This is a genomic window from Streptomyces sp. NPDC104761, assembly GCF_055583445.1.
Map to the genome: position 1 here is coordinate 352139 of NZ_JBVJNZ010000003.1, position 18139 is coordinate 370277.

Annotated in this window: 23 protein-coding genes; 21 read left to right on the top strand and 2 right to left on the bottom strand. The window is 72.1% G+C overall.

The genetic code is table 11. From position 1 onward, the window contains the following. The first annotated feature begins 83 nt into the window (after positions 1–83). The 10 genes from hisD (at position 84) to ACZ63F_RS11370 (ending at position 7835) form a co-directional block, all read left to right on the top strand. Positions 84–1409, top strand: coding sequence for a histidinol dehydrogenase (hisD, locus tag ACZ63F_RS11325; protein ID WP_469710191.1), 1326 nt, complete (start codon positions 84–86; stop codon positions 1407–1409). Then, positions 1406–2515 carry a histidinol-phosphate transaminase gene (locus ACZ63F_RS11330; protein WP_469710192.1) on the top strand — a complete coding sequence of 370 codons (1110 nt, stop codon included), beginning with the start codon at positions 1406–1408 and terminating at the stop codon, positions 2513–2515. The genes hisD and ACZ63F_RS11330 overlap by 4 nt, the downstream gene beginning before the upstream one ends. Then, positions 2512–3105 carry an imidazoleglycerol-phosphate dehydratase HisB gene (hisB, locus tag ACZ63F_RS11335; RefSeq protein ID WP_028422551.1) on the top strand — a complete coding sequence of 198 codons (594 nt, stop codon included), beginning with the start codon at positions 2512–2514 and terminating at the stop codon, positions 3103–3105. The genes ACZ63F_RS11330 and hisB overlap by 4 nt, the downstream gene beginning before the upstream one ends. A gap of 3 nt (positions 3106–3108) precedes the next feature. Continuing rightward, a complete protein-coding gene (locus ACZ63F_RS11340) occupies positions 3109–3273 on the top strand; it encodes a hypothetical protein (RefSeq protein ID WP_351704898.1) in 165 nt (54 codons plus the stop codon). Further along, positions 3270–3920, top strand: a complete 651-nt coding sequence (hisH, locus tag ACZ63F_RS11345) for an imidazole glycerol phosphate synthase subunit HisH (protein WP_390639231.1) — start codon at positions 3270–3272, stop codon at positions 3918–3920. Before ACZ63F_RS11340 ends, hisH begins: the two co-directional genes overlap by 4 nt. Further along, complete coding sequence (gene priA, locus ACZ63F_RS11350) at positions 3917–4642, top strand: bifunctional 1-(5-phosphoribosyl)-5-((5-phosphoribosylamino)methylideneamino)imidazole-4-carboxamide isomerase/phosphoribosylanthranilate isomerase PriA (protein WP_351954444.1); 726 nt, start codon at positions 3917–3919, stop codon at positions 4640–4642. The genes hisH and priA overlap by 4 nt, the downstream gene beginning before the upstream one ends. Next, positions 4639–5043, top strand: a complete 405-nt coding sequence (locus ACZ63F_RS11355; protein ID WP_352355301.1) for a RidA family protein — start codon at positions 4639–4641, stop codon at positions 5041–5043. Before priA ends, ACZ63F_RS11355 begins: the two co-directional genes overlap by 4 nt. Beyond that, on the top strand, positions 5040–5795 hold the full coding sequence (gene hisF, locus ACZ63F_RS11360) for an imidazole glycerol phosphate synthase subunit HisF (protein WP_469710193.1): 756 nt from the start codon (positions 5040–5042) through the stop codon (positions 5793–5795). The genes ACZ63F_RS11355 and hisF overlap by 4 nt, the downstream gene beginning before the upstream one ends. A gap of 178 nt (positions 5796–5973) precedes the next feature. Further along, on the top strand, positions 5974–6564 hold the full coding sequence (locus ACZ63F_RS11365; protein ID WP_469710194.1) for an ArsR/SmtB family transcription factor: 591 nt from the start codon (positions 5974–5976) through the stop codon (positions 6562–6564). Positions 6565–6578: 14 nt separating this feature from the next. Further along, positions 6579–7835, top strand: a complete 1257-nt coding sequence (locus tag ACZ63F_RS11370) for an MFS transporter (protein WP_469710195.1) — start codon at positions 6579–6581, stop codon at positions 7833–7835. 6 nt (positions 7836–7841) lie between these two features. On the opposite strand, the gene ACZ63F_RS11375 is transcribed toward ACZ63F_RS11370, so the two are convergent. After that, positions 7842–8240 carry a VOC family protein gene (locus ACZ63F_RS11375; protein WP_469710196.1) on the bottom strand — a complete coding sequence of 133 codons (399 nt, stop codon included), beginning with the start codon at positions 8238–8240 and terminating at the stop codon, positions 7842–7844. A 10-nt stretch (positions 8241–8250) separates the two neighbouring features. Next, complete coding sequence (locus tag ACZ63F_RS11380; RefSeq protein WP_469710197.1) at positions 8251–8886, bottom strand: TIGR03085 family metal-binding protein; 636 nt, start codon at positions 8884–8886, stop codon at positions 8251–8253. 73 nt (positions 8887–8959) lie between these two features. On the opposite strand from ACZ63F_RS11380, the gene hisI reads away from it, so the two are divergent. The 11 genes from hisI (at position 8960) to lgt (ending at position 17995) form a co-directional block, all read left to right on the top strand. Continuing rightward, positions 8960–9400, top strand: a complete 441-nt coding sequence (gene hisI / locus ACZ63F_RS11385) for a phosphoribosyl-AMP cyclohydrolase (protein ID WP_382725617.1) — start codon at positions 8960–8962, stop codon at positions 9398–9400. Positions 9401–9411: 11 nt separating this feature from the next. Next, positions 9412–10890: an anthranilate synthase component I gene (locus ACZ63F_RS11390; RefSeq protein ID WP_469710198.1), complete on the top strand. Its 1479-nt coding sequence runs from the start codon at positions 9412–9414 to the stop codon at positions 10888–10890. A 51-nt stretch (positions 10891–10941) separates the two neighbouring features. Beyond that, positions 10942–11586, top strand: a complete 645-nt coding sequence (locus ACZ63F_RS11395) for a TIGR02234 family membrane protein (protein ID WP_469710199.1) — start codon at positions 10942–10944, stop codon at positions 11584–11586. A gap of 243 nt (positions 11587–11829) precedes the next feature. Further along, entirely contained in the window at positions 11830–12093 is a 264-nt protein-coding gene (locus ACZ63F_RS11400) for an HGxxPAAW family protein (RefSeq protein ID WP_352355315.1), read from the top strand. A gap of 92 nt (positions 12094–12185) precedes the next feature. Then, positions 12186–12635, top strand: coding sequence for a DUF2752 domain-containing protein (locus tag ACZ63F_RS11405; protein WP_469710200.1), 450 nt, complete (start codon positions 12186–12188; stop codon positions 12633–12635). A 147-nt stretch (positions 12636–12782) separates the two neighbouring features. Next, positions 12783–13592, top strand: coding sequence for an indole-3-glycerol phosphate synthase TrpC (trpC, locus tag ACZ63F_RS11410; protein ID WP_469710201.1), 810 nt, complete (start codon positions 12783–12785; stop codon positions 13590–13592). 21 nt (positions 13593–13613) lie between these two features. Continuing rightward, the gene (gene trpM, locus ACZ63F_RS11415; RefSeq protein WP_469710202.1) at positions 13614–13850 is read left to right on the top strand and encodes a tryptophan biosynthesis modulator TrpM; all 237 of its coding nucleotides are present in this window, start codon (positions 13614–13616) and stop codon (positions 13848–13850) included. Positions 13851–13920: 70 nt separating this feature from the next. Continuing rightward, the gene (trpB, locus tag ACZ63F_RS11420) at positions 13921–15204 is read left to right on the top strand and encodes a tryptophan synthase subunit beta (RefSeq protein WP_469710203.1); all 1284 of its coding nucleotides are present in this window, start codon (positions 13921–13923) and stop codon (positions 15202–15204) included. Beyond that, a complete protein-coding gene (gene trpA, locus ACZ63F_RS11425) occupies positions 15201–16019 on the top strand; it encodes a tryptophan synthase subunit alpha (RefSeq protein ID WP_388710767.1) in 819 nt (272 codons plus the stop codon). The genes trpB and trpA overlap by 4 nt, the downstream gene beginning before the upstream one ends. A gap of 117 nt (positions 16020–16136) precedes the next feature. Further along, positions 16137–16913, top strand: a complete 777-nt coding sequence (locus ACZ63F_RS11430) for a DsbA family protein (RefSeq protein WP_469710204.1) — start codon at positions 16137–16139, stop codon at positions 16911–16913. Positions 16914–17005: 92 nt separating this feature from the next. Continuing rightward, a complete protein-coding gene (lgt, locus tag ACZ63F_RS11435) occupies positions 17006–17995 on the top strand; it encodes a prolipoprotein diacylglyceryl transferase (protein ID WP_469710205.1) in 990 nt (329 codons plus the stop codon). Positions 17996–18139 lie beyond the last annotated feature (144 nt).

Sequence of the window (18139 nt, forward strand, 5' to 3'; positions counted from 1 at the left end):
CGGTGCGGTCGCCGGCTCACGTTCTGTATCAGCCATTGATACGCGCGGACGGGCTCCGAGTGCCGTCTGAGAGAATTGAGCCTGTGATCTCCCGAATCGATCTGCGCGGCGACGCCCTCCCCGAGGGCCTCGCTCTGCGCGACCTGCTGCCCCGAGCCGACTTCGACGTCTCGGCCGCCCTGGAGAAGGTGCGTCCGATCTGCGAGGCCGTGCATCATCGGGGCGACGCGGCGCTGATCGACTTCGCCGAGAAGTTCGACGGCGTACGACTGGAGTCGGTACGGGTCCCGGCCCAGGCGCTCACGGACGCGCTGGAGCAGCTCGACCCGGCCGTGCGCGCGGCCCTGGAGGAGTCCATCCGGCGCGCCCGGCTCGTCCACCGCGAGCAGCGGCGTGCGACGCACACCACGCAGGTCGCGCCCGGCGGCTCGGTCACCGAGAAGTGGGTGCCGGTCGAGCGGGTCGGGCTGTACGCGCCCGGCGGACGCTCCGTGTACCCCTCCTCCGTGATCATGAACGTGGTGCCCGCGCAGGAGGCCGGCGTCGAGTCGATCGCGCTCGCCTCGCCCGCACAGGCCGAGTTCGGGGGCCTGCCGCACCCGACCATCCTCGCCGCCTGCGCCCTGCTCGGCGTCGACGAGGTGTACGCGGCCGGCGGCGCCACGGCCGTCGCCATGTTCGCGTACGGCACCGAGTCCTGCCCGCCCGCCACCATGGTCACCGGCCCCGGCAACATCTGGGTGGCCGCCGCCAAGCGCTACTTCACCGGCAGGATCGGCATCGACGCCGAGGCCGGACCGACCGAGATCGCCGTCCTCGCGGACGCCACCGCCGACCCGGTGCACGTCGCCGCCGACCTGATCAGCCAGGCCGAGCACGACCCGCTCGCGGCCGCGGTGCTGGTCACCGACTCCGTGGAGCTGGCCGACGCGGTCGAGAAGGAGCTGGCGCCGCAGGTCGCGGCGACCAAGCACGTCGACGACCGGATCGTGCCCGCACTCGGGGGCCGGCAGTCCGCGATCGTCCTGGTCGACGGCGTCGACGAGGGCCTGCGGGTCGTCGACGCGTACGGCGCCGAACACCTGGAGATCCAGACGGCCGACGCCGCCGCCGTGGCCGACCGGGTGCGGAACGCGGGCGCGATCTTCATCGGGCCCTGGGCGCCGGTCTCCCTCGGCGACTACGCCGCCGGCTCCAACCACGTGCTGCCCACCGGCGGCTGCGCCTGCCACTCCTCCGGTCTCTCCGTCCAGTCCTTCCTGCGCGGCATCCACATCGTCGACTACACGCGGGACGCGCTGGCCGAGGTCGCGCACCACGTGGTCACGCTCGCGGAGGCGGAGGACCTGCCCGCGCACGGCGCGGCGATCAAGGCGAGGTTCGGATGGAAGGTACCGACGGGCCAGTGAGCTTCGGCATCGACGATCTCCCCGTACGGGACGAGCTGCGCGGCAAGTCCCCCTACGGCGCGCCCCAGCTGGACGTCCCCGTACGGCTGAACACGAACGAGAACCCCTACCCGCTGCCCGAGCCGCTGGTCGAGCGGATCACGGAGCGGGTGCGCGAGGCCGCCCGGGACCTGAACCGCTACCCCGACCGGGACGCGGTGCAGCTGCGCACCGAGCTGGCCAGGTACCTGACGAAGACCGGCCACCACCCGCTCACCATCGAGAACGTGTGGGCGGCCAACGGCTCCAACGAGGTCATCCAGCAGCTGCTGCAGACCTTCGGCGGACCCGGCCGCACCGCGATCGGCTTCGAGCCGTCGTACTCGATGCACTCGCTCATCTCGCGCGGCACCGGCACCCGCTGGATCTCCGGCCCCCGCAACGCGGACTTCACCCTCGACGTCGAGGCGGCCGCGGCGGCCATCGCCGAGCACCGGCCGGACGTCGTCTTCATCACCACCCCCAACAACCCCACGGGCAACGCGGTACCGGCCGAGACGGTCCTCGCGCTCCACGAGGCCGCCCAGGCCGCCAAACCCTCGATGGTCGTCGTGGACGAGGCCTACATCGAGTTCAGCCACGGCGCCTCGCTGCTGCCGCTGCTCGAAGGTCGGCCGAATCTCGTCGTCTCCCGGACCATGTCGAAGGCCTTCGGCGCGGCCGGCCTGCGCCTCGGCTACCTCGCCGCGCACCCCGCGGTGGTGGACGCCGTCCAGCTGGTCCGGCTGCCGTACCACCTGTCGGCGATCACCCAGGCGACCGCGCTGGCCGCCCTGGAGCACACCGACACGCTGCTGAAGTACGTCGAGCAGCTGAAGGCGGAGCGGGACCGGCTGGTCGCCGAGCTGCGGGCGGCGGGCCTGGAGGTCACCGAGTCGGACGCCAACTTCGTGCAGTTCGGGCGGTTCGAGGACCCGCACGCGGTGTGGCAGCGGATCCTCGACCGGGGAGTCCTCGTCCGGGACAACGGCGTGCCCGGCTTCCTGCGGGTGTCCGCCGGAACCCCCGAAGAGAACGACGCGTTCCTCGACGCGGTACGTGAAGTCAAGAAGGAGCTGGACGCATGACCCGCGTAGGGCGCGTGGAGCGCACCACCAAGGAGACCTCGGTCCTCGTCGAGATCGACCTCGACGGCACCGGCAAGACCGACATCGCCACCGGCGTCGGCTTCTACGACCACATGCTCGACCAGCTCGGCCGGCACGGTCTGTTCGACCTCACCGTGAAGACCGACGGCGACCTGCACATCGACTCGCACCACACCATCGAGGACACCGCTCTCGCCCTCGGCGCCGCCTTCAAGCAGGCCCTCGGCGACAAGGTCGGCATCTACCGCTTCGGCAACTGCACGGTGCCGCTGGACGAGTCGCTCGCCCAGGTCACGGTCGACCTGTCCGGCCGCCCGTACCTCGTGCACACCGAGCCGGAGAACATGGCGCCGATGATCGGCGAGTACGACACCACCATGACCCGGCACATCCTGGAGTCCTTCGTCGCCCAGGCGCAGGTCGCCCTGCACGTGCACGTACCGTACGGACGTAACGCGCACCACATCGTGGAGTGCCAGTTCAAGGCGCTGGCGAGGGCGCTGCGCTACGCCTCCGAACGCGACCCGCGCGCGGCCGGCATCCTCCCCTCGACGAAGGGCGCGCTGTAAGCGATGAACAGCCTCTCGACCATACTGATCGTCGTCGGCCTCTTCCTGGTCGGCGGAATCATCTCCTTCGTCAAGCAGAAGATGCCCACCAGCCTGATCGTGCTGCTCTCGATCAGCGCCGCCCTGTGCCTGGTGGCCGGCGTCATGAGGCTGGAGGTGTGGAATTGAGCGGATCCGCGGCTTCCAAGAAGGTCGTCGTCTTCGACTACGGCTTCGGCAACGTCCGGTCCGCCGAGCGCGCCCTCGCCCGAGCCGGGGCCGACGTCGAGATCACCCGTGACTTCGACAGGGCCATGAACGCGGACGGCCTGCTCGTGCCCGGCGTCGGCGCGTTCGCCGCCTGCATGGAGGGCCTGCGCGGGGCGCGCGGGGACTGGATCATCGACCGCCGGCTGTCCGGCGGGCGCCCGGTGATGGGCATCTGCGTCGGCATGCAGATCCTGTTCGCGCGCGGCATCGAGCACGGCGTGGAGACCGAGGGCCTCGACGAGTGGCCCGGCTCGGTCGAGCCGCTCCAGGCCGAGATCGTCCCGCACATGGGCTGGAACACCGTGGACGCGCCGGCCGGCTCCGAGCTGTTCGCCGGCCTGGACGCCGACGCGCGCTTCTACTTCGTGCACTCCTACGCCGTCCACGACTGGGCCCTGGAGACGCACAACGCGGCCATGCAGGCCCCCAGGGTGACCTGGTCGACGCACGGCAAGCCGTTCGTGGCCGCCGTGGAGAACGGCGCCCTGTGGGCCACCCAGTTCCACCCCGAGAAGTCCGGCGACGCCGGCGCCCAGCTCCTCACCAACTGGATCGGAACACTGTGAGCACGCTCGAACTCCTTCCCGCCGTCGACGTCCGCGACGGCCAGGCCGTCCGCCTCGTGCACGGCGAGTCCGGGACCGAGACCTCCTACGGCTCCCCGCTGGAGGCGGCCCTCGCCTGGCAGGGTTCGGGCGCCGAGTGGCTGCACCTGGTCGACCTGGACGCGGCGTTCGGCACCGGCGACAACCGCGCGCTGGTGGCCGAGGTCACCGGGGCCATGGACATCAAGGTCGAACTCTCCGGCGGCATCCGCGACGACGCCACCCTCGCCGCGGCCCTCGCCACCGGCTGCACCCGCGTGAACCTCGGCACGGCCGCCCTGGAGACCCCGGAATGGGTCGCCAAGGTCATCGCCGAGCACGGCGACAAGATCGCGGTCGGCCTGGACGTGCGCGGTACGACCCTGCGCGGCCGCGGCTGGACCCGCGACGGCGGCGACCTCTACGAGACCCTCGCCCGGCTCGACAAGGAGGGCTGCGCCCGCTACGTCGTCACCGACATCGCCAAGGACGGCACCCTCCAGGGCCCGAACCTGGAGCTCCTGAAGAACGTGTGCGCGGCGACGGACCGGCCGGTCGTGGCCTCCGGCGGCGTGTCGTCGCTGGACGACCTCCGCGCGCTGGCCGGCCTGGTACCCCTCGGTGTCGAGGGCGCCATCGTCGGGAAGGCCCTGTACGCCAAGGCGTTCACCTTGGAAGAAGCACTGGAGGCAGTGTCACGATGACGTCCGATGCCGTACGGCGCGTGCAGAGCGGAAGTCCCTGGGAGGAGAGCTTCGGCTTCGCCCGCGCCGTCGCGGCGGGCGACCGTGTGGTGGTGGGCGGTACGACGTCCTTCAAGGGCACCGTGCTGTACGGGGAGGGCGACCCGTACGAGCAGGCCAAGGTGGCCTTCACCACCGCCCTGGAGGCGATCGCCGAGTTCGGTCTCGGACCGGAGTCGGTGATCCGCACCCGCCTGTTCCTCGCGCACGCGCGCGACATGGACGCGGTGGGACGCGCCCACAAGGAAGTCTTCGACACGGTGCGCCCGGTGACCACGTTCGTCGTGGTGACCGGCTTCGTCGACCCGCGCATCCTGGTCGAGGCAGAGCTAGAGGCATACAGAGGAGCCGTGGATTCATGACCCTGGCGGTCCGAGTCATCCCCTGCCTGGACGTGGACAACGGCCGGGTCGTCAAGGGCGTCAACTTCCAGAACCTGCGCGACGCGGGCGACCCGGTCGAGATGGCCAAGGTGTACGACGCGGAGGGCGCCGACGAGCTGACCTTCCTGGACATCACCGCGTCCTCCGGCAACCGGGAGACGACCTACGACGTGGTCCGCCGCACCGCCGAGCAGGTCTTCATCCCCCTGACGGTCGGCGGCGGCGTCCGCACCGCCGAGGACGTCGACAGGCTGCTGCGCGCCGGGGCCGACAAGGTGGGCGTCAACACGGCGGCCATCGCCCGGCCGGACCTGATCCGCGAGATCGCGGAACGGTTCGGCCGCCAGGTCCTGGTCCTCTCGGTCGACGCCCGCCGCACCGAGTCGGGCTCCTTCGAGGTCACCACCCACGGCGGCCGCCGCGGCACCGGCATCGACGCCGTCGAGTGGGCCCACCGGGCCGCCGAGCTGGGCGCGGGCGAGATCCTGCTCAACTCGATGGACGCGGACGGCACCAAGGACGGCTACGACCTGGAGATGATCACCGCCGTCCGCAAGCACGTCACGGTCCCGGTCATCGCCTCCGGCGGCGCCGGTGCCCTCGCCCACTTCCCCCCGGCCGTCACCGCGGGCGCCGACGCGGTCCTCGCCGCCTCGGTCTTCCACTTCGGTGACCTCAGGATCGGCCAGGTGAAGCAGACCCTGCGCGAGGCGGGACACCCGGTGCGCTGACGCCGCCGTGCCGAGCCCGGCCCCGGCGACCTGGAGACAGGCGGCCGGGGCTTCCTGCTGTCCGGGGCTTCCTGCTGTCCTGGGCTTCCTGTTTCCTGAGGCTCTCTTCCCCAGATGTGAAAGAGAAGTTGCACAAAATATATTGCGCAACTTTTCTTTCGTATCTACCGTCGGTGGCATGACGGAGAAGGAGCGGGACCGCAGGATCACCGACGTGGGCACCCTCAAGGCGCTCGCCCACCCGCTGCGCATGAAGCTCTACCGAGGCCTCTGCGTGGCCGACAGGGCGACGGCGTCGCAGCTCGCCGAGCAGGTCGACGAGGCCGTCTCGCTGGTCAGCTACCACCTGCGCAAACTCGCCGAGCACGGGCTGATCGAGGAGGCCGAGCCGCCGCGCGCGGACGGCCGGGAGCGCTGGTGGCAGCCCGCGTCGGACGGCATCAGCATCCGGGACCGGGACTTCCGCGACGCACCCGAGAAGGCCGCCGCCCACCTCGCCGCCACCCGGCTCTTCCACGAGCAGCGCGCCGACATGTACCGCCGCTACCTCGACGAGCGCGCCACCTGGAGCGCCGAGTGGAACGCCGCCGCGCCCGACAGCGAGTCCCTCCTCCGCCTGACCGCGGCCGAACTGGGCGAACTCCGCGAGGAACTGCTCGCGCTGGCCAGGAAGTACGACGCGAAAGGCCGGTCCGCCGAGGCGAACGGCGACACCGAAGGGCGCGAGCACGTGGCGCTGTACACGTACGGCTTCCCGTTCCGCGTCTGAGAAGGGCCCACCCCGTGACCGCCACCCTCACCGCCCCCGCCACCGCGGCCTCACGCCCCGCCCACCGCGACCCCAACGTCCTGCGCTGGCTCGGCGCCTACACCTCCTCCATGGTCGGCGACAGCATCTACTACATCGCCCTCTCCTGGGCCGCCGTCCAGGGCGGCTCGCCCGCGCAGGCCGGTGCCGTGATGTCCGTGAGCGCCCTGCCCAGGGCGGTACTGATGCTCTTCGGCGGGGTGATCGCCGACCGGCTGGGCCCGCGCCGGGTCGTCATCGGCAGCGACGCGGTGCGCTGCGCGGCCGTCCTCGCCGTGGCCGCGCTGCTCTTCCTGACCAACCCCGGCCTGTGGCCGCTCGCCGCCCTCGCCCTGGTCTTCGGCACCGTCGACGCCGTGTTCATGCCCGCCGTGGGCGCCCTCCCCGCGCGCGTGACCAGCCGCGACCAGCTCGCACGGGTGCAGGGCATGCGCGGTCTCGCCATCCGCTTCGCGAGCATCCTCGGCGCCCCGCTGGGCGGCCTCGGCGTGGCCGTCGGCGGCGCCGCGACCGCCTTCGGCCTCGCCGGACTGCTCATCGCCGCGTCGGTCCCGCTGCTCCTGTCCCTACGGGTGCGGGAACTCCCGGCCGACGACCACGCCGCCGCCCCCACCCCCGCCCCCACACCCTGGCAGGACCTGCGGGCCGGGCTCGCCCACATCCGCGGCCACCGGGTCCTGGCCCCGCTGATGCTGGCCATCGCCCTCGGCGACCTTGGCTTCGTCAGCCCCCTCAACGTCGGGCTGACCCTGCTCGCCGACCGGCGCGGCTGGGGCGCGGCCGGCGTGGGCTGGGTGCTCGCGGGGTTCGGCGCCGGCGCCGGGGCCGCCTCCCTGCTGCTGACCGTGCGGGGGCGGCTGCCGCGCGCGGGTCTGGTCGCCGGTGTCTCGATCCTCGCCGGATCCGTCGCGATCGGCGCCCTCACCTTCGTACCGGGCCTCGTCGGCGCGGTCGGCGACGCCCTGCTGATCGGCCTGCTCGCCGGGCTCAGCGGCGCCATGTGCGGGGCGCTGCTGCAGACCCATGCCGACCCCGCGTACCTGGGCCGGGTCACCGCCGTCTCCGGCCTGATCAGCCTGGGCCTGACCCCGCTCAGCATGCCGTTCACGGCCGCCGCGATCGGCGCCTTCGGGCTCGGCCCGGTCTACGTCGTCAGCGCCGCCGTCTGCGCACTCGGCGGGGTCGTCGCGCTGGCCGTACCGGGGCTGCGCCGGGCCGAGCTGCCCCGCTGAGGGCGGTCAGCCCTTCGGCTGCGTCAGCTGGATCAGGTTGCCGACCGTGTCGTCCAGGACGGCGGCGATCGCCGGGCCCTGGTCCCGCGGTTCGTGGGGGAAGCGGACGCCCAGGGTGCGCAGGCGTTCGTACTCCGAACGGATGTCGTCGACGGAGAACACGATGGCCGGGAGGCCCGCCTCGTAGACGGCCTTGCGGTACGGGTCCGCGAGGGGGCCCTCGCCGGGCTCCAGCAGGAGCTGGAGATCCGGCTGCGCGCCCTGCGGGGCGCCGACCGTGACGAACAGGGTGCCGTCGCCCAGGTCCAGGCGGGTACGGGTCTCGAAGCCGAGGACGTCCGTGTAGAACGCGTGCGCCTTCGGCACGTCGTCCACGTACACGCTGGTCATCGCGACCCGGATCACCGCGGGCTCCTCAGATGCCCAGCTTCTTGGACTCGTTCAGCTTGGCGATCGCGTTCTCGTCGCCGGCCACCTCGACCTTCGCCGCGTTCTGCCGGCCGAACGCGAACATCAGCAGCTCGGAGGGCTCGCCGGTCACCGTCACCACGGGGGCGCCGCGATGGGCGACCGCCGTCTGGCCGTCCGGGCGGCGCAGCACCAGGCCCGTCGGCAGGCCCCGCCCGAGCAGCCGGGCCGTCCGCTCGAGCCGGGTCCACAGGGCCTCCTGGAAGACCGGGTCCAGTTCCCGCGGCGACCAGTCGGGCTGGGCCCGGCGGACGTCCTCGGTGTGCACGTAGAACTCGACGGTGTTGGCCGCCTCGTCCACCTGCTTGAGCTGGAACGGCGAGAACCGCGGCGGACCGGTGCGGATGAGCTGGATCAGCTCCTCGTACGGCTTCGCGGCGAACTCGGCCGTCACCTTCTCGAGGCGCGGCGCCAGCTGCTTGATCATCGTGCCCCCGGCCGCGTCCGGCCGGCGTTCGCGCACCACCACGTGCGCCGCCAGATCACGGGTCACCCAGCCCTCGCAGAGAGTCGGAGCCTCGGGACCGGCGGTCTCCAAGAGGTCGGCGAGCAGGAGCCGTTCACGCTTGGCGAAGGTCGACATACCGCCAGCCTACGGCCACCCGCACCGTCCGGACAGTGGACACGGACCGTGACTGTCGGTGCCGCGCGGCACAATGGCACCCATGACCAGTACGACCGGTACGACGGGTACGCCCCCGTCCAGTGGCCTCGCCCCGGAGATCGCCGCCCGCCTCAAGCGCAGCGCCGACGGACTCCTCCCCGCCATCGCCCAGCAGTACGACACCGGCGAGGTGCTGATGCTCGGCTGGATGGACGACGAGGCGCTGCACCGGACCCTCACCACCGGCCGCTGCACCTACTGGTCGCGCAGCCGCCGGGAGTACTGGGTCAAGGGCGACACCTCCGGCCACTTCCAGTGGGTGAAGTCGGTCGCCCTCGACTGCGACGCCGACACCGTGCTGGTCAAGGTCGACCAGGTGGGCGCCGCCTGTCACACCGGCGACCGCACCTGCTTCGACGCCGACGTGCTCCTCAAGGACGCCGAGCACGGTCACGAGGCCGCCGATTCCGGCGTACCCGCCTCCGATCAGTAAGGTCTGCCGCCATGGACCTCGAGACCTTCCGCAAGCTCGCGACCGACCGGCGCGTCATCCCGGTCACCCGCAAGCTCCTCGCCGACGGCGACACCCCGGTCGCGCTCTACCGCAAGCTCGCCGCCGAGCGCCCCGGCACCTTCCTGCTGGAGTCCGCCGAGAACGGCCGCTCCTGGTCCCGGTACTCCTTCGTGGGTGTCCGCTCCGCCGCCACCCTCAGCGCCCGCGACGGCCAGGCGCACTGGCTCGGCACCCCGCCCGTCGGCGTGCCCGTCGACGGCGACCCGCTGGCCGCCCTGCGCGCCACCATCGAGGCCCTGCACACCCCCCACGACCAGGAACTGCCCCCCTTCACCGGCGGCATGGTCGGCTACCTCGGCTACGACATCGTGCGCCGCCTGGAGAAGATCGGCCCGGGGGAGCGCGACGACCTCCGGCTCCCCGAGCTGACCATGCTCCTCACCAGCGACCTCGCCGTCATGGACCACTGGGAGGGCTCGGTCCTGCTGATCGCCAACGCGATCAACCACAACGACCTCGACACCGGCGTCGACGAGGCCCACGCGGACGCGGTGGCCCGCCTGGACGCCATGGAGGCCGACCTCTCCCGGCCGGTCGCCCAGCCGCCCGCCGTCCTGCCGCCCTCCGAACTCCCCGAGTACACGGCCCTGTGGGGCGGCCCCGACTTCCAGGCCGCCGTCGAGGACATCAAGGAGCGCATCCGCGCGGGCGAGGCCTTCCAGGTCGTCCCCTCCCAGCGCTTCGAGACCCCGTGCACGGCGAGCGCACTCGACGTCTACCGGGTCCTCAGGGCCACCAACCCGTCCCCGTACATGTACCTCTTCCGCTTCGACGGCTTCGACGTCGTGGGCTCCAGCCCGGAGGCCCTCGTCAAGGTCGAGGACGGGCAGGCCATGGTGCACCCCATCGCCGGCACCCGGCCGCGCGGGGCCACTCCGCAGGAGGACCAGGCCCTCGCCGACGAGCTGATGGCCGACCCCAAGGAGCGCGCCGAGCACCTGATGCTCGTCGACCTCGGGCGCAACGACCTGGGGCGGGTCTGCGAGCCCGGCTCCGTCGAGGTCGTCGACTTCATGTCCGTCGAGCGGTACTCGCACGTCATGCACATCGTCTCGACGGTCACCGGAAAGGTCGCCGGCGGGCGCACCGCCTTCGACGTCCTCACCGCCTGCTTCCCGGCCGGCACCCTCTCCGGCGCCCCCAAGCCCCGCGCGATGCAGATCATCGACGAACTGGAGCCCTCCCGGAGGGGGCTGTACGGCGGCTGTGTCGGCTACCTCGACTTCGCCGGCGACTCCGACACCGCCATCGCCATCCGCACCGCCCTGCTCCGCGACGGCACGGCGTACGTCCAGGCCGGCGCCGGCATCGTCGCCGACTCCGACCCGGTCGCCGAGGACCAGGAGTGCCGCAACAAGGCGGCGGCGGTCCTGCGGGCGGTGCACACGGCCAACAGACTGGGCAAGTAGGGCGCTTATCACCCGACCCCGGGTGACCGTTCGTGCGCGGTTCAGGCGATAGTGGAGTACGTGACTGCTGTTCCTCACCCCTCTTCCGAAGCCGGCGAACCCGCCCGGTCCGGCCGCCGCAGCCTCGCCGTCGCGCTGCTCTTCGGCGCGCTCGGCGCGGCCGTGGCCCTGCTGTCCACCCGGCAGCGCTGGGCGGCGGGCACCGCGACGGTGGCAGGCGGCAACTTCCCGCTGACCGCCAAGGGCAGCGACGTCACGGGCGTCCCCGCGGCCCTCGCCATAGTGGGCCTCGCCGCGCTCGTCGCCGTCTTCGCCGTCCGCAAGGCCGGCCGCTTCCTGGTCTCCGGCCTCCTCGCGCTCTCCGGCGCCGGCATCGTCGCCGCGGCCCTGCTGGGCGCGGCCGACGGCTCCGCGCTCGACGAGAAGGCCGCCGAGGCCAGCGGGGACACGTCCGCCACCGTCGACGCGCTCAGCCACACCGGCTGGCCGTACGTCGCAGCCGCCGGCGGCGCGCTCATCCTGGTCGCCGGGCTGCTCGCTCTGCGCTATGGGCGCCTGTGGCCCGCCATGTCGGGGCGCTACGAGCGCGGTACCGGGGCGGAGCGGCCGCGGCGGGCGCCGAAGCCGGTGGATCCCGACCGGCCGGAGGACATCTGGAAGGCGCTGGACCGGGGCGAGGACCCTACCGGCGCGTGAGGCTTCGCCAGGGCACCGTGACAGGTCGTCGGTCGGCTGACGGCCCCGCGGGGGCTGGTCGCGCAGTTCCCCGCGCCCCTTACGGGGCGCTGAAAAGCGGGACGCTGAAAAGTGATGTGGCGAATCAGACGCCACCCCAGCTCCTGGCACCCCTGTGGGTACGGGACAATGGAGGGCGAGCGTCCGGAAGGACACGTACGAGCTCGGGCCCGTACGACACGTACCAGCAACGAGGAGCAAGTCATGGCGGGCAGCAGCCACGGTCACACCCCGGCCGCCTGGACCGGCGTCACCATCGCCTTCATCGGTTTCTGCGTCGCGGGCGCCTTCATGGTGATGGCGCAGCCCGTGGGTTTCTGGGCCGGCATGGCGATCGTGCTCCTCGGCGGCGTGGTCGGCCTGATCATGCGCTCCATGGGCCTCGGCCAGCCGAAGCAGAGCGGCGCCCTCGCCTACACCACCACCGCCCCGGCCGCCACCCGCGAGCCCGCCGCAGCCGAGAGCTGACCCCAGCCGAGAGCTGACCCGCAGCATCTCCCGAGGGGCGCCCGAGACATCGGGGCGCCCCTCGCGCGCGTGTGCCGACCGTAGGGGGCACAATGCGAGGCGTGAACGCCGACAGCCACAGCGCAGCCGCCCCGCCGGTGACACCCTCCCTCCGGGGCCGGCTGGCCGTGCCCGTCTCCGTACTGGGCGCCGTCGTCGGAGCCTTCGCCTACGTCGGCACCGTCGACCCCGGCCGGCCCGGCCACTACCCGGTCTGCCCGCTCTACCGGCTCACCGGCCTGTACTGCCCCGGCTGCGGCGGCCTGCGCAGTGCGCACGCCTTCGTCCACGGCGACTTCCTGGCCGCGCTGCGGGACAACGCGGCGGGCGTCCTCGCCTACCTGGCCTTCGCCGTGGTGTGGACCGTCTGGGTGGTGCGCGCGGCACGCGGCCGGCCCGCCCGGATCGAGCTCAGGCCGGTGCAGATGTGGAGCCTGGGCGTGCTGCTCCTCGCCTTCACCGTTGTCCGGAACCTGCCCTTCGGTGGCTGGTTGCATCCTTGATCAACCGGTGGATGTCCAGGTACTGGGACCGGCGTCAACCGGATGTGAGGCCTACCCCGTCCTGCGGATACCATCGCAGTGACCATGAGTTTTCGGCCCATGGGTTTGTGACCGCCTGGAAGAACCGTCCGGAAGGGGGCCGCTCTCGTGAGTGTGCTCGACGAGATCATCGACGGCGTCCGTGCCGACCTCGCGGAACGGCAGGCGCGCGTCAGCCTCGACGAGCTCAAGGAGCGCGCGGCGAAGGCGCCGGCCGCCAAGGACGGCGTGGCCGCGCTGCGCGGTGAGGGCGTCAAGGTCATCTGCGAAGTGAAGCGCTCCAGCCCGTCCAAGGGCGCGCTGGCCGCGATCGCCGACCCGGCCGCGCTCGCCGCGGACTACGAGGCGGGCGGCGCGGCCGTCATCTCGGTCCTGACCGAGCAGCGCCGGTTCGGCGGCTCGCTGGCCGACCTGGAGGCGGTCCGGGCCCGGGTGGACATCCCGGTGCTGCGCAAGGACTTCATCGTCACGTCGTACCAGCTGTGGGAGGCCCGCGCGTACGGCGCCGACCTCGCGCTGCTGATCGTCGCCGCCCTCGACCAGCCGGCCCTGGAGTCGCTGATCGAGCGCGCCGAGTCCATCGGCCTCACCCCGCTCGTCGAGGTCCACGACGAGGACGAGGTCGAGCGCGCCGTGGACGCCGGCGCCAAGGTGATCGGTGTCAACGCGCGCAACCTGAAGACCCTGGAGGTCGACCGCGCCACCTTCGAGCGGGTCGCCCCCGAGATCCCCGCCCATGTGGTCAAGGTCGCCGAGTCCGGCGTCCGCGGCCCGCACGACCTGATCGCGTACGCCAACTCGGGCGCCGACGCGGTCCTGGTCGGCGAGTCCCTGGTCACCGGCCGCGACCCCAAGTCGGCGGTGGCCGACCTGGTGGCGGCCGGCGAACACCCCGCGCTGCGGCACGGCCGGGGCTGATCACCCGGTAGGCTGATCCCGATGACTCTCACGGTGACGACAGCAGTGGACCGGTACGCCCGCCTGGCGCGCGGCTGCCGTCCCCGCGGTTGCCGTGCACCGGCGCGCAGGGTGCACGGCCGCCGGGTCCGGTACGTCATCGGTGATGAGCCCGGTCAGGTGAACGGACGTCGATGGCAGCGCGCCCCTCGGGGGCGCGGGGCTCTGTTCGATTTGCGGCTGCCGCCGCGTGAGCGCGACCAGCCACACCCGGCCTGAGGTCGTACGACCGTCTCCGCCCCCACGGCGCATAGTGTTTTTCCACCGGCACTCACCGTGAGGTTTCCGCATGCCCAGCGACTACTTCTTCCCTGACCCAGAAGGCCAGGTGCCCTCCCCCGAGGGCTACTTCGGCGCCTTCGGCGGCAAGTTCATCCCGGAGGCCCTCGTCGCCGCCGTGGACGAGGTCGCCGTCGAGTACGACAAGGCCAAGCACGACCCCGAGTTCGCCCGCGAACTCGACGACCTCCTGGTCAACTACACCGGCCGCCCCAGCTCCCTCACCGAGGTCCCCCGCTTCGCGGAACACGCCGGCGGCGCCCGGATCTTCCTCAAGCGCGAGGACCTCAACCACACCGGCTCGCACAAGATCAACAACGTGCTCGGCCAGGCCCTGCTCACCAAGCGCATGGGCAAGACCCGCGTGATCGCGGAGACCGGTGCCGGCCAGCACGGCGTGGCGACGGCCACCGCCTGCGCGCTCTTCGGCCTCGACTGCACCATCTACATGGGCGAGATCGACACCCAGCGGCAGGCCCTCAACGTGGCCCGGATGCGCATGCTCGGCGCCGAGGTCATCGCCGTGAAGTCCGGCAGCCGCACCCTCAAGGACGCCATCAACGAGGCGTTCCGCGACTGGGTGGCCAACGTCGACCACACCCACTACCTCTTCGGTACGGTCGCGGGGCCGCACCCCTTCCCGGCCATGGTCCGCGACTTCCACCGGGTCATCGGCGTCGAGGCCCGCCGCCAGCTCCTGGAGCGGGCCGGCCGGCTCCCCGACGCCGCGATCGCCTGCGTCGGCGGCGGCTCCAACGCCATCGGCCTCTTCCACGCCTTCATCCCCGACGCGGGCGTCCGCCTCATCGGCTGCGAGCCGGCGGGGCACGGCATCGGGACCGGCGAGCACGCGGCCACCCTGACCGCCGGCGAGCCCGGCATCCTGCACGGCTCCCGGTCCTACGTCCTGCAGGACGACGAGGGCCAGATCACCGAGCCGTACTCGATCTCGGCCGGCCTGGACTACCCCGGCATCGGCCCCGAGCACTCCTACCTCAAGGACTCCGGCCGCGGCGAGTACCGCGCGGTCACCGACGACGCCGCCATGCAGGCCCTGCGCCTGCTCTCCCGCACCGAGGGCATCATCCCGGCCATCGAGAGCGCCCACGCCCTCGCCGGCGCCCTGGACGTCGGCCAGGAGCTCGGCACGGACGGGCTGATCGTCGTCAACCTGTCCGGCCGCGGCGACAAGGACATGGACACCGCCGCGCGCTACTTCGGGCTGTACGACACCGACGCCGAGGTCGCGGCCGACGCCGCCGACACCGCCGAGATCGAGGGGGACGCCAAGTGAGCGGGAACATTCAGCTGCTGTCCGACACCCTCGCCGGTGCCAGGGCCGAGGGCCGGGCCGCGCTCATCGCCTACCTCCCGGCCGGGTTCCCGACCGTGGACGGCGGCATCGAGGCGGTCAAGGCCGCCCTGGACGGCGGCGCGGACGTCGTCGAGGTCGGGCTGCCGCACAGCGACCCGGTCCTGGACGGCCCGGTCATCCAGACCGCCGACGACATCGCCCTGCGCGGCGGCGTCAGGATCGCGGACGTCATGCGGACGGTCAGGGAGGCCCACGAGGCCACCGGCAAGCCGATCCTCGTCATGACGTACTGGAACCCCATCGACCGCTACGGCGTGGAACGGTTCACCGCGGAGCTCGCCGAGGCCGGCGGCGCGGGCTGCATCCTGCCCGACCTGCCGGTCCAGGAGTCGGCCCTGTGGCGGGAGCACGCCGAGAAGCACGGCCTCGCGACGGTCTTCGTCGTGGCACCGAGCAGCAAGGACGAGCGGCTCGCGACGATCACGGCGGCGGGCAGCGGGTTCGTCTACGCGGCCTCGCTGATGGGTGTCACCGGTACGCGTGAATCGGTCGGGGCGCAGGCCCAGGACCTGGTCGGGCGCACCCGGGCCACCGGCACCGGACTGCCCGTCTGCGTCGGCCTCGGGGTCTCCAACGCCGCCCAGGCCGCCGAGGTCGCCGGCTTCGCCGACGGCGTGATCGTCGGTTCGGCCTTCGTGAAGCGGATGCTGGACGCGCCGGACCACGCGGCCGGCGTCGCGGCCGTCCGCGAACTCGCCGGGGACCTGGCGAAGGGCGTGCGCGGACAGGCGTAGGCCGGGAGGCGCAGACCCACCGGGGCGGCGCCGGACACAACGGAACATTCGGTCACTCGAACGGGTGGACCTGAGACCGGGGAGGCGCGGTGCGCCTCCCCGGTTCGTTCTGGGGGTGTGAGCGAGAAGAATCGTGACGGAAAGCGGATGGCCCGGGAGCGGCTGGCGGCCGAGCGTGAGAAGCAGCGGGCCGCGGACAGGCGACGGCGCGCGCTGATCGTGGGCGCGACCGTCGTCTGCGTCCTGGGCCTGGCGGCGGTGATCGGCGTGATCGCCGCGAACTCGGGCAAGGACAAGACCAGCGCGAGCTCCGGCCCGGTCGTGGCGCCCTCCGGCGCACAGGGCAAGGACAGCCTCGCGATCCCGGTCGGCAAGGACGGCGCCAAGGCGACGCTCACCGTCTGGGAGGACTTCCGCTGCCCGGCCTGCCAGGCCTTCGAGACGGCGTACCGCCCGACGCTCCACGAGCTGGTCGACGCCGGGCAGCTCAGAATCGAGTACCACCTGGTCACGCTGATCGACGGCAACCTCGGCGGCAGCGGCTCCCGGAACGCGGCCAACGCGGCGGCCTGCGCCCAGGACGCCGGGAAGTTCCGCGACTTCCACGACGTGCTGTACGAGAACCAGCCCAAGGAGACCGACGACGCGTTCGCGAGCAACGACAAGCTGATCGCGCTCGCAGGCAAGGTGCAGGGGCTGGACACGCCGGCGTTCCAGAAGTGTGTCAGGAACGGCACGCACAATTCCTGGGTCGTCAAGTCCAACCAGGCCTTCCAGGCCGCCAAGTTCGACGGCACGCCGACCGTCCTGCTCGACGGCAAGAACATCTACCAGGACCAGACCATGACCCCGGCCAAGCTGAAGCAGCTGGTCGAGGAGGCGAACAAGCAGTAGAGGGGAGTAAGCGTCTCTCACGCCCCCGTTATGGAGCCGTAGCCGGGCTGGTTGCCGTCGGCCCGGCCCGGCACGGTAGCGTCGACCCTGCCATGGAAGAACTTGCCTACATTCCCAGCCCGTCGCGCGGAGTGATCCATCTCGGACCCGTCCCGCTGCGCGGCTACGCGTTCTGCATCATCATCGGTGTCTTCGTAGCCGTCTGGCTCGGCAACAAGCGCTGGGTCGCCCGGGGCGGGCGGGCCGGCACCGTGGCCGACATCGCGGTCTGGGCCGTACCGTTCGGCCTGGTCGGCGGGCGTCTCTACCACGTGATCACGGACTACGAGCTGTACTTCAGCGCGGGCCGTGACTGGGTCGACGCGTTCAAGGTCTGGCAGGGCGGCCTCGGTATCTGGGGTGCGATCGCGCTCGGTGCGGTGGGCGCCTGGATCGGCTGCCGGCGCCGGGGCATCCCGCTGCCCGCCTACGCCGACGCCATCGCCCCCGGCATCGCCTTCGCCCAGGCGATCGGCCGCTGGGGCAACTGGTTCAACCAGGAGCTCTACGGCCGCGAGACCCACCTCCCGTGGGCCCTGCACATCACCTCCTCCGAGGGCGGCCGCGTTCCCGGCTACTACCACCCGACCTTCCTCTACGAGTCGCTGTGGTGCATCGGCGTCGGCTTCCTGGTCATCTGGGCCGACCGCCGGTTCAAGCTCGGGCACGGGCGGGCGTTCGCCCTGTACGTCGCGGCGTACTGCGTGGGCCGCGGCTGGATCGAGTACATGCGCGTCGACGACGCCCACCACATCCTCGGCCTGCGGCTCAACGACTGGACCGCGATGATCGTGTTCCTGCTCGCGGTGCTGTACATCGTGGTCTCCGCGAAGAAGCGGCCGGGCCGGGAGGCCGTGGTGGAGCCGGGCGCCTCCGACGAGGCTGTCTCCGACGGTGAGGCCGACGGTACCGGTGCGCCGGAGGCCTCCGGCGAACAGGCCGAGGTCGAGGACGCCGCCGACGACGAGGCCAAGGACGAGGCCAAGGACGAGGCCAAGGACGAGGCCAAGGACGGGGCCGGGTCGGGGACCACGAAGAGCTGACCTGCTGCTGTACGACGAAGAGGGCGCCCGGGATCGAACCGGGCGCCCTCTTCGTGTCCGGGGCCGCTGGGGGTTGCGCCGGGTGCGGCACCGCCGCACAGCACCGTCGTGGTTCTCGCCGTCGCGGCGGAAAGAAATCACACC